8 protein-coding genes and 2 pseudogenes are annotated in these 13,159 nt (G+C 55.5%); 9 read left to right on the top strand and 1 reads right to left on the bottom strand.

Features of this window, described 5'->3' with window-relative positions; all coding sequences use genetic code 11:
• Positions 1 to 339: 339 nt before the first annotated feature.
• The 9 genes and pseudogenes from sapA (at position 340) to O1Q98_RS03795 (ending at position 12,305) form a co-directional block, all read left to right on the top strand.
• Positions 340 to 2,032 (top strand): annotated as a pseudogene (gene sapA, locus O1Q98_RS03755) (ABC transporter substrate-binding protein SapA).
• Positions 2,029 to 2,994: a putrescine export ABC transporter permease SapB gene (gene sapB, locus O1Q98_RS03760; RefSeq protein ID WP_125259133.1), complete on the top strand. Its 966-nt coding sequence runs from the start codon at positions 2,029 to 2,031 to the stop codon at positions 2,992 to 2,994. The pseudogene sapA and the gene sapB overlap by 4 nt, the downstream one beginning before the upstream one ends.
• Positions 2,981 to 3,874 (top strand): putrescine export ABC transporter permease SapC, encoded by an 894-nt coding sequence (gene sapC / locus O1Q98_RS03765; RefSeq protein ID WP_125259132.1) that lies wholly within the window; start codon positions 2,981 to 2,983, stop codon positions 3,872 to 3,874. The genes sapB and sapC overlap by 14 nt, the downstream gene beginning before the upstream one ends.
• 12 nt (positions 3,875 to 3,886) lie before the next feature.
• Positions 3,887 to 4,879 carry a putrescine export ABC transporter ATP-binding protein SapD gene (gene sapD / locus O1Q98_RS03770; protein ID WP_125259131.1) on the top strand — a complete coding sequence of 331 codons (993 nt, stop codon included), beginning with the start codon at positions 3,887 to 3,889 and terminating at the stop codon, positions 4,877 to 4,879.
• Positions 4,879 to 5,694, top strand: coding sequence for a putrescine export ABC transporter ATP-binding protein SapF (gene sapF, locus O1Q98_RS03775; RefSeq protein WP_125259130.1), 816 nt, complete (start codon positions 4,879 to 4,881; stop codon positions 5,692 to 5,694). The genes sapD and sapF overlap by 1 nt, the downstream gene beginning before the upstream one ends.
• A gap of 175 nt (positions 5,695 to 5,869) precedes the next feature.
• Positions 5,870 to 6,661, top strand: a complete 792-nt coding sequence (fabI, locus tag O1Q98_RS03780) for an enoyl-ACP reductase FabI (RefSeq protein WP_125259129.1) — start codon at positions 5,870 to 5,872, stop codon at positions 6,659 to 6,661.
• Between the two features lie 341 nt (positions 6,662 to 7,002).
• On the top strand, positions 7,003 to 8,934 hold the full coding sequence (locus tag O1Q98_RS03785) for an exoribonuclease II (protein ID WP_125259128.1): 1,932 nt from the start codon (positions 7,003 to 7,005) through the stop codon (positions 8,932 to 8,934).
• A gap of 85 nt (positions 8,935 to 9,019) precedes the next feature.
• Complete coding sequence (locus tag O1Q98_RS03790; protein WP_125259127.1) at positions 9,020 to 9,937, top strand: aldo/keto reductase; 918 nt, start codon at positions 9,020 to 9,022, stop codon at positions 9,935 to 9,937.
• Positions 9,938 to 10,237: 300 nt separating this feature from the next.
• Positions 10,238 to 12,305, top strand: a pseudogene (locus O1Q98_RS03795) (carbon starvation CstA family protein).
• A gap of 100 nt (positions 12,306 to 12,405) precedes the next feature.
• Here the strand turns inward: O1Q98_RS03795 and araD are convergent.
• Positions 12,406 to 13,101 carry an L-ribulose-5-phosphate 4-epimerase gene (gene araD, locus O1Q98_RS03800; protein ID WP_125259125.1) on the bottom strand — a complete coding sequence of 232 codons (696 nt, stop codon included), beginning with the start codon at positions 13,099 to 13,101 and terminating at the stop codon, positions 12,406 to 12,408.
• Positions 13,102 to 13,159 lie beyond the last annotated feature (58 nt).

Genomic DNA, 13,159 nt, shown 5'->3' on the forward strand with positions numbered 1-13,159 from the left:
CTAAGAAAAATCTTACCCGGTAGCCAAAACTTACATTCAATAACATAAAAACGATCATTATCGAAAATAAAAGAACTTAAAAATCACTATTTTTTTTCAAAATCGTTATCAATGATTGTCATTTTCGCGCCAAAAAAGACATTCTGCGTTACCAAATGTAAACACTTCAGCGGGTTAAGCGAGCGTTATCAACACGTAAAGAGCGGGCCTGAAACAAACAACATTTACCGAGAATAGCCGCCGCGCTGCGCAAAAAAACCGCAGACACGCGTAAGCAATTGGGTGGAATGGCAGAGTGCGGTACACTCTGTGTATCGCAGATTGGCTGAAAAAAACCGTATGTTCGGAAAATATACACTCGCACTGGCGCTGGCCGGGCTGGCATTACCGGCGCTGGCGCTCACATCGCCCGAGACGCTCACACCGGAGCAAAGCATCCGCCACAGCGGTTTTGTTTATTGTGTTAATGACGTCTTTAGCACGTTCAACCCCCAGATGGCACGCAGCGGGCTGATGGTAGACACCCTGGCCGCCCAGCTTTATGACCGTCTGCTGGGCGTTGACCCTTATACCTACCGGCTGATGCCCGAACTGGCGCAGCACTGGGAAGTGGCGGATAACGGTGCGACTTACCGCTTTACCTTGCGCCGCGATGTGCCGTTTCAACAAACCGCCTGGTTTACCCCCAGCCGCATGATGAATGCCGATGATGTGCTCTTCAGTTTCCAACGGATGCTGGATAAGGAGCACCCGTTTCATGATATCAACGGCGGCGAGTATCCCTACTTTGACAGCCTGCAGTTGGCTGATAACGTGCAAAGCCTGCGTAAGCTTGGCGATTACAGTATTGAAATCCGGCTTAACAGCCCGGATGCGTCCTTTTTGTGGCATCTGGCAACCCACTATGCGCCGGTGCTTTCCGCAGAATATGCCCAGCAATTAACCCGCCAGGACCGGCGAGAGCTGCTTGACCGCCAGCCCGTGGGAACCGGCCCCTATCGGCTTGATGAATACCGCTATGGTCAGTATGTGCGGCTTAAACGCCACGATGCGTATTGGCGCGGTCAGCCGCGTATGGAGCGGGTGGTGGTGGATCTCGGTTCTGGCGGAACCGGGCGGTTGTCAAAATTATTGTACCGGCGAATGCGATGTGCTGGCTTATCCGGCCGCCAGCCAGTTGACGATTTTACGTAACGACCCGCGCCTGCGCCTCTCGCTTCGCCCGGGTATGAACGTCGCTTATCTGGCGTTTAACGTGCGTAAGCCGCCGCTCAATGATTCGCGTCTGCGTCATGCCATCGCGCTGTCGATTAACAATGACAGGCTGATGCAATCCATTTACTACGGCACCGCAGAAACCGCCGCGTCGATATTACCGCGCGCGTCCTGGGCCTACGATAACGAAGCGCAAGTCACGGAATATAATCCCGAGAAGGCGCGCCGGTTGCTCAAAGAGATGGGCATCACCCATTTGAGCCTGCAACTGTGGGTGCCCGCTGCGTCGCAATCCTACAACCCAAGCCCGGTGAAAACCGCCGAATTAATCCAGGCAGACCTGGCACAGGTTGGCATTAAGGTGACAATTGTGCCGGTTGAAGGGCGTTTTCAGGAAGCGCGGCTGATGGAAATGAATCATGACCTGACGCTTGCAGGCTGGGCGACCGACAGCAATGACCCGGACAGCGTCTTCCGGCCACTGTTGAGTTGCGCCGCTATTCGTTCACAGACCAACTACGCTCACTGGTGTGACCCAACGTTCGATCAGGTACTGCAAGATGCGCTCTCTTCTCAGCAGCTTTCACGTCGAATGGAGTATTACCGGGTCGCTCACCGTATTTTGACCGAGCAGTTGCCGGTGCTGCCGCTGGCCTCGTCACTGCGTATGCAAGCCTACCGTTACGACATGAAAGGGCTGGTGTTAAGCCCGTTTGGCAATGCCTCGTTTGCCGGTGTGTATCGCGATGACGGGAGCAAGGAGCCGCCGAAAACAGCAGAGCCGACGACCTCGTCAACCCAGGGAGAGCAGCCGTGATTATTTTTACCCTTCGACGCCTGTTATTGCTGCTGGTGACGCTGTTTTTATTGTCGCTCATCGGGTTTAGCCTGCTGTATTACACCCCTCATGCGCCGCTAAACGGTGCCGCATTACAGGATGCGTACCGTTTCTATTTCGTCAGCCTGTTGCAGGGAGATTTTGGCGTTTCCAGCATCAACGGCCAGCCTATCAGCGAGCAGTTGCGTGAGGTGCTGCCCGCGACTATCGAGTTATGTCTGTTGGCATTTTCGCTCTCGCTGATTGTCGGCATTCCGCTGGGTATCACAACCGGTGTGATGCAACGCAAAGCGGCCGACCGGGTGATCAGCGCGCTGGCCCTGCTGGGGTTCTCGCTGCCCGTATTCTGGTTGGCGCTGCTGATGACGTTGTTCTTTTCATTGCATCTGGGTTGGCTGCCGGTATCCGGCCGCTTTGATTTACTCTACCCCGTTCCGTCCGTAACCGGTTTTGCGTTGATAGACGCCTGGCTGTCTGATTCGCCTTATCGCGAGCAAATGATCATCAGCGCCCTGCACCATATAATTCTGCCGGTACTGGTGCTGTCTGTTGCGCCCACAACCGAAGTGATTCGTTTGATGCGCATTAGCACCACGGAAGTCGGCAGCCGCAACTACATTAAAGCGGCGATAACCCGGGGATTGCCGCGAGCAACGGTCATCCGCCGCCATGTGCTGCACAATGCGCTGCCCCCCATCATTCCCCAATTGGGGTTGCAGTTTTCTACCATGTTAACGCTTGAGATGATAACAGAGGTGGTCTTTAACTGGCCGGGCATCGGGCGCTGGCTGGTTAACGCGCTGCGCCAGCAAGACTTTGCCGCCATTTCCGCTGGCGTCATGGTGGTCGGCGCACTGGTTATCACGATTAATGTTCTGTCTGATATTTGGGGCGCTATGACAAATCCGCTGAAACATAAGGAGTGGTATGCACTCCGATAATCTCTATAGCGAAAAAGCCGTTCCCAGCCGCTGGCGCGATACCTGGCAAGTGTTCTATCAGGATCGCATGGCGATGATCGGATTTTATGGTTTTCTGATGTTGCTGGCGCTGTGTCTGCTCGGCAGTACACTGGCACCGTATGCCGTCGATCAACAATTCCTTGGCTACCAGTTGCTGCCGCCGTCATGGTCACGCTATGGCGAAGTGTCGTTCTTTCTTGGTACCGACGATCTTGGCCGCGACCTGCTCAGTCGCTTGCTGTATGGCACTTCATCTACCTTTGGTTCAGCGCTGCTGGTCACACTTTGCGCCGCGTTGGTTGGCATCCTGCTGGGTTTACTGGCCGGGGTCACGCACGGCCTGCGATCGGCGGTGCTGAATCACATTCTTGACCCGCTATTGTCGATTCCGTCATTGCTATTGGCGATGGTGGTGATTGCCTTTATCGGCCCAAGTTTGCTGCACGCGATGCTGGCTGTCTGGATGGCGCTGCTGCCGCGTATGGTGCGCACGCTATATAGCGCGGTACATGATGAGATGGAAAAAGAGTATGTCACCGCCGCCCGGCTGGATGGTGCGTCCACACGCTACATTATCTGGTATGCGGTGATGCCGAATGTTTTGCCGCTGTTAGTCGGTGAAGTGACCCGTGCGTTGTCGATAGCCATTCTGGATATCGCCGCACTCGGCTTTCTCAATCTGGGAGCGCAATTACCCACCACCGAATGGGGGGGCTTGATGGGCAATGCGCTGGAGCTGGTGTATGCCGCCCCCTGGACAGTGATGCTGCCGGGAGCGGCCATCACGGTGAGTGTCCTTATCGTTAATTTGCTGGGAGATGGCCTGCGCCGCGCCCTGCTTGCTCAAACCGAATCGTGACGGACGATCATCATGGCATTACTGGAAATTCGTAATCTGACCATTGAATTCCTGACGCCGGACGGCCCGGTCAAAGCGGTAGATCGCGTCAGCATCAGCCTCAATGAAGGCGAAATTCGCGGCCTCGTTGGGGAATCCGGCTCAGGTAAAAGCCTCATCGCCAAGGCGATTTGTGGCATCAATAAAGAAAACTGGCGCATTAGCGCCGACCGTTTTCGCTTCGACGATGTCGATATGCTGCAACTGACCCCGCGTGAGCGGCGCAAGCTGGTGCGGCATAATATGTCGATGATCTTTCAGGAGCCGCAATCCTGCCTTGACCCCTCAGCACGGGTGGGACGCCAGTTGATACAATCCATTCCCGGCTGGACATTCAAAGGCCGCTGGTGGCAACGCATGAACTGGCGCAAGCGCCGCGCCATCGAGCTATTACACCGCGTAGGTATCAAAGATCATAAAGATATCATGCGCAGTTACCCCTATGAGCTCACCGATGGCGAATGCCAGAAAGTGATGATCGCCATCGCGCTGGCGAACCAGCCAAGACTATTGATTGCCGATGAGCCGACTAACGCCATGGAAGCCACCACACAGGCGCAAATTTTCCGCCTGCTCTCGCGGCTGAATCAAAACAACAACACCACCATTTTGCTCATCAGCCATGATTTACAAACCATGAGTAAGTGGGCTGACCGCATCAACGTGCTCTATTGCGGCCAAACGGTGGAAAGCGCACTGAGCAAGGAATTAATTCATGCGCCTCACCATCCTTATACTCAGGCGCTGATTCGCGCGATGCCTGACTTTGGCCGCTCGCTGCCGCACAAAAGCCGCCTGAATGCGCTGCCGGGCGCGATTCCTTCGCTCGGGCATCTTCCCGTCGGCTGTCGTTTAGGCCCGCGTTGTCCCTATTCACAAAAACAGTGTATGACCGCGCCGCCGTTGATCCCGATGAAAAACCATTGGTACGCCTGTCATTTCCCGCTCAATATGGAGGAGTCCTGATGGTTGAAACCTTGCTGGAAGCCCGCAATCTCACCAAAACCTTTCGCTATCGCACCGGCTGGTTCCGTCGCCAGCACGTTGAAGCGGTAAAATCGGTGAGTTTTACCCTGCGTGAGCGGCAAACGCTGGCGATTATCGGCGAGAATGGCTCGGGGAAATCGACGCTGGCAAAAATGCTGGCTGGCGTGATTCCTCCCACATCCGGTGAGCTGGTAATTGATGACCATCCCCTGAATTTTGGCGATTATCACTATCGCAGCCAGCGTATTCGCATGATTTTTCAGGACTCCGCCAACGCGCTTAATCCGCGCCAGCGTATCGGGCAGTTGCTGGAATTACCGCTGCGCCTTAACACAACGCTCACGCCGCATGAGCGCGATAAAGCCATTCATCTGGCATTGCGTCAGGTTGGGCTGCGCGCCGATCACGCCACCTATTACCCGCATGCGCTGGCTCCGGGGCAAAAGCAGCGCGTCGGGCTGGCGCGCGCATTAATTTTACAACCGAAAGTCATTGTGGCTGACGAGGCGCTGGCGTCGCTGGATATGTCGCTGCGTTCGCAAATCATCAACCTGATGCTGGAGTTACAGGAAAAACACGGTATTTCCTATATTTACGTGACCCAGCATCTCGGCATGATGAAACACATCAGCGACCAGATTCTGGTGATGCAGGCCGGTGAAGTGGTGGAACGAGGCAGCACCGCCGATGTGCTGGCCTCGCCGTTACACGATTTAACCAAACGGCTGATCGCCAGCCATTTCGGTGAGGCACTCAGTGCCGATGCCTGGCGGCGAGACAGCCAGCAACCGTGATTCGCCCCCATCACGCGCGTGGCGAGAGTGGCTGAAAATGGTTGAAGGTGGTTGAAAGTGGTTGGAGTACCCCTCCGGGCGTCAGGCGTGCTAGAATCGCCCGGTTTATTCACACCGATCATGGTAAAACCTATTTTGCCGATGGTCGCAGCAACAATTCTCAAAGGATACTGCCATGGGTTTTCTTACCGGTAAGCGCATTCTGGTCACGGGCGTTGCCAGCAACCGCTCCATTGCATACGGTATCGCACAGGCGATGCACCGCGAAGGTGCTGAACTGGCGTTTACCTACCAGAACGACAAGCTGAAGTCGCGTGTGGAAGAGTTCGCCAAAGAGTTTGACTCAAGCATCGTGTTACCCTGTGATGTTGCGCAAGATGACAGCATTACCGCTCTGTTCGCTGAACTGGCCAACGTGTGGCCAACATTCGACGGTTTTGTTCACTCTATCGCTTATGCGCCGGGCGACCAGCTTGATGGCGATTATGTCAACGCCGTGACCCGCGAAGGGTTTGCTATTGCACACGACATCAGTGCTTACAGCTTTGTCGCAATGGCGAAAGCCTGCCGCAGCATGCTGAACCCGAATGCCGGGCTTATCACGCTGTCTTACCTCGGTGCCGAGCGCGCCATTCCAAACTACAACGTGATGGGTCTGGCGAAAGCGTCGCTGGAAGCTAACGTACGTTACATGGCTAACGCCATGGGCCGTGACGGTGTGCGTGTTAACGCCATCTCCGCTGGCCCCATCCGTACGCTGGCCGCGTCCGGCATCAAAAACTTCAAAAAGATGCTGTCGCATTGTGAAGCTGTCACGCCGATCCGCCGCGTTGTCACCATTGAAGACGTGGGTAACGCCGCTGCCTTCATGTGTTCCGACCTCGCTGCCGGTATCTCTGGTGAAGTGCTGCACGTTGACGGTGGCTTCAATATCGCCGCCATGAACGAGCTGGAGCTGGGCGAATAACGCCCCGCTCCTCAGCAAACGGGTCGCCCGGCCCGTTTGCTGTGTTCACCCGACGCGGGTGTTTATTTCAGTCCTTCATCTCGCCCCTTCTCATGCCTGCCAACACCATAGCGTCCTCTGGTCACGCGGTGCTATCAACGCGTCCGCAGCCCGGAACACGAGAGCCCGGCATGACATCCTTGTAACAAATTCGCTAACGGCTGATGCGCTGCCCAGCCGATGAACAGATAGGCATGACAGCCCGAACAACGCTTGCCGACGACGGCTGATTCGCGTAAAACTGTCTGCCATTAACGCCATTATTAACCGCAATTTAACCGCTAATCGCAATTCTGGACGCTATGTTTCAAGACAATCCGCTGCTTGCGCAGCTAAAACAGCAACTCCACTCTCAGACGCCACGAGCGGAAGGCACCGTTAAAGCCACCGACAAAGGTTTTGGTTTTCTTGAAGCCGACGCGCAGAAGAGCTATTTCATCCCGCCGCCGCACATGAAAAAAGTGATGCACGGCGATCGTATTATCGTCACGCTGCACACCGAAAAAGACCGAGAAATCGCCGAGCCGGAATCGCTGGTCGAGCCGTTCCTGAGCCGCTTCGTGGGTCGGGTGCAGAAGAAAGATGACCGGTTATCTATCGTGCCGGATCATCCGCTGCTGAAAGACGCGATCCCCTGCCGCCCGGCGCGCGGCGTCGAGCAGGATTTCAAAGAAGGCGACTGGGCGGTTGCCGAAATGCGTCGTCATCCACTCAAAGGCGATCGTGGGTTCTTTGCTGACCTGACTCAGTACATCACCACCGGCGATGACCCGCTCGCACCGTGGTGGGTCACGCTGTCACGCCACAATCTGGAGCGCACCGCACCGCAGGCTGAAGCCGCAGCGCTGGATGACGGCGCGTTATCGCGCGAAGACCTGACCGGGCTGGATTTCGTCACTATCGACAGCGCCAGCACCGAAGACATGGACGATGCGCTGTATGTTAAAGCCCTCGATGACGGCAATCTGGAGATGATTGTCGCGATTGCCGACCCGACAGCCTATGTCCCGGCGGACAGTGAACTGGATGCGATTGCCCGTCAACGCGCCTTCACCAACTATCTGCCCGGCTTCAATATTCCAATGCTGCCTCGCCACCTGTCAGACGATATCTGTTCGCTGCGCCCGCATGAGCGTCGCCCGGTGCTGGCGTGCAGTATGACGATTGCCGCTGACGGCGCGCTCAGTCAGGTACGTTTCTTCGCCGCCTGGATTGAGTCACGCGCCAAGCTGGTATATGACGAGGTTTCCGACTGGCTGGAGCAACACGGTGAATGGCAGCCCGGCAGTGATGCTATCGCCAGCCAAATCCGCCTGTTGCATCAGGTTTGTCAGGCACGCAGCCTGTGGCGCTCTACCCATGCGCTGGTATTCCGCGACCGCCCTGATTACCGTTTCTTACTCGGCGAGAAAGGCGAAGTGCTGGATATCGTCACCGAGCCGCGCCGCATTGCCAACCGCATCGTGGAAGAGGCGATGATTGCCGCCAACATCTGTGCTGCGACGGTACTGCGTGACACGCTTGGTTTTGGTATCTACAACGTGCATAACGGTTTTGACCCATCAAGCGTCGAACAGGCCGTCACCGTACTGGCCAGCAATGGCATCAGCGCCGATGCGCAGCAATTGCTGACACTGGACGGTTTTTGCGTACTGCGCCGCGAGCTTGATGCACAGCCAACGCAATTTCTCGACAGCCGTATTCGCCGCTTCCAGTCGTTTGCCGAAATCAGCACCGTGCCGGGCCCGCACTTCGGTCTTGGCCTGGACGCTTATGCCACCTGGACATCACCGATTCGTAAGTACGGCGATATGGTCAACCATCGCCTGCTGAAAGCGATTATTACCGGCACCGCCGCTGAAAAACCACACGATGATGTGACCCAACAGTTGGCTGAACGCCGCCGCTTAAACCGCATGGCGGAACGCGATGTCAGTGACTGGCTCTACGCCCGTTTCCTGAAAGCGAGCGCAGGTACAGAAACCCGTTTTAACGCCGAAATCATTGATGTGAATCGCGGCGGCCTGCGCGTTCGGCTGCTCGATAACGGCGCGACCGCGTTTATCCCAGCCTCCTTTATTCATGCGGTACGTGATGAACTGGTGTGCAGCCAGGAAACTGGTACCGTCACCGTGAAAGGCGAAGCGGTTTATCGCCAGAGCGATACACTCGACGTCGTGCTGACGGACGTGCGTCTTGACACCCGCAGTATCATTGCCAAACCGGCAGCCTAAGCCCTGAACTGCCTGACGCCATCCTGACGGATGGCGTTTTTTTTATCGCCCCGCTGATGTCCTGCAAATACAAGGAGTCAACCCAATGAAAAGAATTGCGCTTGGTAACAGTGCGCTCGACGTTCCCAATATTGCGCTGGGCTGTATGCGTCTTGCCGGCAAAAGCCCGCAGGAAGCTATAACCCTGATACAGTGCGCGCAGGATGTCGGGATGGACTTTTTTGACCATGCAGACATTTATGGCGCGGGGCGTTCAGAAGAGGTCTTCGCCAACGCCATCGCGCAGGCCGGTATTCGTCGTGACTCGCTCATCATCCAAAGCAAGTGCGGCATTCGACCCGGTTATTTCGATTTTTCCAAACAGCATATTCTCGCAAGCGTTGAAGGTAGCCTGAAGCGCCTGAACACCGATTATCTTGACATCCTGCTGCTACACCGCCCGGATACCCTGTGTGAACCCGATGAGGTCGCCGCCGCATTCGACGAGCTGCACGCCAGCGGCAAGGTGCGCCATTTCGGCGTCAGCAACCAGCATCCGTTGCAGATTGAGTTACTAAAAACCGTAGTGCGCCAGCCGCTGCTGGTCAATCAGTTGCAGTTAAGCATTATGCATACCCCGATGATCGATGCCGGTTTCAACGTCAACATGACCCATGCGCCATCGCTGCATCATGATGGTATGGTGCTGGAATACAGCCGCCTGAAAAACATGACTATTCAGGCCTGGTCTCCCTTCCAGTACGGTTTTTTCGACGGTGTGTTTATCGATAACGACCACTTTTCGACGCTTAACATTGCCTTACGCAACGCTGCCGATGAATACGGCGTTTCGACGACGGCCATCGCCGTTGCCTGGTTGTTGCGCCACCCGGCCAGCATGCAGGTGATTGTCGGCAGTATGAATCCGCAACGCTTGCAGGATATCGCCACCGCCTCATCACTGCGCATCAGCCGCGAAATCTGGTATGACATCTATCGCGCCGCAGGGAACACGCTGCCCTGACTTCCGCTCGCCTCGTCTGAATGACCGGACGGGGCTACTGCCCGGCGGTTGTGCGCCTGCGCCCCGCCTGGTGGTTATCCCCCCCGCCACCCTATCCTCTGCACAGCACAAGACAGCCCGGCGCTGAAGAAATCATTTTCATAACAAAAATATAGCGTTGTTCACATTTTTCTCTCGTTCTAATCACGCTCCTGAACCACTGCACTATGGTGTTTATTGATGCCACACGTTATGCGTTTGGTAACACTGCCTATGAGCCAATCGGCAGCGGGAAATGACAACCACTCTGGAGTCAGTGAGATGAAAACCATCAAAAGTATGTCAGCCTGGATAGCTGTTGCGATTGCCGGTGCGGTGGCGTTTGCCATGCTGGCACTTAGCCGGGGCGAGCATGTTAATGCGGTCTGGCTGGTGATTGCCGCCGTCGCCTGCTACAGCATTGCCTACCGTTTTTACAGCCTGTTTATCGCCCGCCGGGTGTTTGAGCTTGATGACCGGCGCATCACACCTGCCGAACGCCATAACGACGGACTGGATTACGTCCCCACCAACAAATGGGTGTTATTTGGTCATCACTTTGCCGCCATCGCGGGTGCCGGGCCATTGGCCGGCCCGATTCTGGCCGCGCAAATGGGGTTTTTACCCGGCACATTATGGATTTTGATTGGCGTGATGCTGGCCGGTGCAGTGCAGGATTTTCTGGTGCTGTTCATCTCTACCCGTCGTGATGGCCGCTCTCTGGGCGAAATGGCACGCCAGGAGTTAGGCGCGTTCGCCGGTGTTGTGACCATGCTCGGTGCGTTAGGCGTCATGATAATCATCTTATCTGCCCTGGCGCTGGTGGTGGTCAAAGCGCTGACTAACAGCCCGTGGGGCACCTTTACTATCGCCGCCACTATTCCGATTGCGCTATTCATGGGTGTTTACATGCGCTTTTTACGGCCAGGGAAAATTGCCGAGGTCTCGCTGATAGGCTTTGTGCTGATGATGCTGGCCATCATTTACGGCGGTGATATTGCCGTACATCCTTATTGGGGGCCGGTGTTTACCCTCAGTGGCACTACCCTGACCTGGGTGTTGGTGATTTATGGCTTTATCGCCTCGGTGCTGCCCGTCTGGTTACTGCTCGCGCCACGCGACTACTTATCCACTTTTCTGAAAATCGGCGTGATAGTGGGGCTGGCGATAGGCATTGTATGTTGCGATGCCTGATCTGAAAATGCCCGCCATTTCCCGCTTTATCGACGGCAGCGGGCCGGTATTTTCCGGCAGCCTATTCCCGTTTTTATTTATTACCATTGCCTGTGGCGCGATTTCCGGCTTCCACGCACTGGTGTCCAGCGGCACGACGCCTAAACTGGTTGAGCGCGAAAGCCATATTCGTTTTATCGGCTATGGCGCGATGCTGATGGAATCATTTGTCGCTATCATGGCGCTGATTTGCGCCTCGGTGATTGACCCAGGCGTCTACTTTGCGATGAATGCACCGGCCGCCGTGATAGGCACTACCGCCGAAAACGCCGCACAGGTGATAAGCGCCTGGGGATTTGTCATTACCCCGGCAGACCTGACCGCCATCGCCAAAGACGTCGGTGAAAATACCATTCTTTCACGCGCCGGGGGCGCACCGACCTTTGCCGTCGGCATGGCGCATATCATTACCGATATTTTTAACAGCCGGGCAATGATGGCCTTCTGGTATCACTTCGCCATTCTGTTTGAGGCGCTGTTTATCCTGACTGCGGTAGATGCTGGCACCCGAGCCTGCCGCTTTATGGTACAAGACCTGGCGGGACTGGTTATCCCCGGCATGGGCAAAAGCCACTCCTGGCTTGGCAACATGGCGGGGACAACCGTTGCTGTCGCCGGTTGGGGGTTCTTTGTCTATCAGGGGGTGATTGACCCGCTAGGCGGGATTAATACGCTGTGGCCGCTGTTTGGCATCGGCAACCAGATGCTGGCATCCATGGCGCTGATCCTCGGTACCGTCGTGCTGTTTAAAATGAAAAAACAGCGCTACGCCTGGGTCACACTGTTACCAACAGCGTGGCTATTTATCACCTCGATGACTGCAGGCTGGCAGAAAATTTTTCATGAAAAACCCAGTATCGGTTTTTTGGCCCAGGCCAACCGGTTCTCAAAAGGTATTGAATCCGGCACCTTGATTGCACCGGCTAAAAATATGCAGGACATGGCGACTATCGTTTTTAGCAACCAAATCAACGCAATACTGTGTGGATTCTTTATGCTGGTGGCCGTGACGATGTTGGTTGCCGCCTTCCTGGTCATTCGCCGGGCGCTACATAGCCAATACCCCACGGCGCAGGAAACGGCGGTGAGCTGGCGTCAGGATAGCGCACAGCGCTAAAACGAAGCACAAAGCAGAACGTGCTGTCGGGCCGTTCTGCTTTGCAAAAAGCGGGAGAACCTATCGGGGCGCGGATATTCCCGCCCCGCTGATTTTTCATCTACTGCCCGTAATAGGCATGCTCGCCGTGTTTACGCAGGTAGTGCTTATCCAGTAATACGGGTTGCATCGACACCAGCGCAGGGGTCAGCTGTTGCGAAAACAGGCCCATATAAGCGACCTCCTCCAGCACAACCGCATTATGCACGGCCTGTTTCGCATCACGTCCCCAGGCGAAAGGGCCATGGGCATTCACTAATACAGCGGGAATAGCTTGTGGCGATAAACCACGCTCCCGAAAGGTTTCGACAATCACCTGACCGGTTTCCCATTCATACTGACCGGCGATTTCCTCAGGCGTCATCAATCGGGTACAGGGAATAGAACCATAAAAATAGTCAGCATGGGTGGTTCCCCAAGGCGGCAAATCTTTTCCAGCTTGTGCCCAGATAGTGGCATGGCGTGAGTGGGTATGCACAATACCGCCTAATGATGGAAACGCCAGATACAGCGCGCGATGGGTGTCGGTATCCGATGAAGGTTTTCTCTCGCCTTCAACCACCTGCCCGGTGCGAATATCCACAACAACCATGTCCTGCTCGGTCATCGCCGCGTATTCCACCCCAGAGGGTTTAATGACCATCAGGTCACGCTCATGGTTACAGGCGCTGACATTCCCCCAGGTAAATGTCACCAGTTGATGGCGAGGCAAAGCCAGATTGGCCTCAAGCACCTGAATTTTCAGCTCTTCCAGCATTTTTATTCTCCCGTGTGATTTGGGTTATTCTGCGGTTGGCCTGAGGGTGACGGTATGG

Origin of the sequence: Dickeya lacustris, from assembly GCF_029635795.1 — a bacterium.
GTDB lineage: Bacteria > Pseudomonadota > Gammaproteobacteria > Enterobacterales > Enterobacteriaceae > Dickeya > Dickeya lacustris.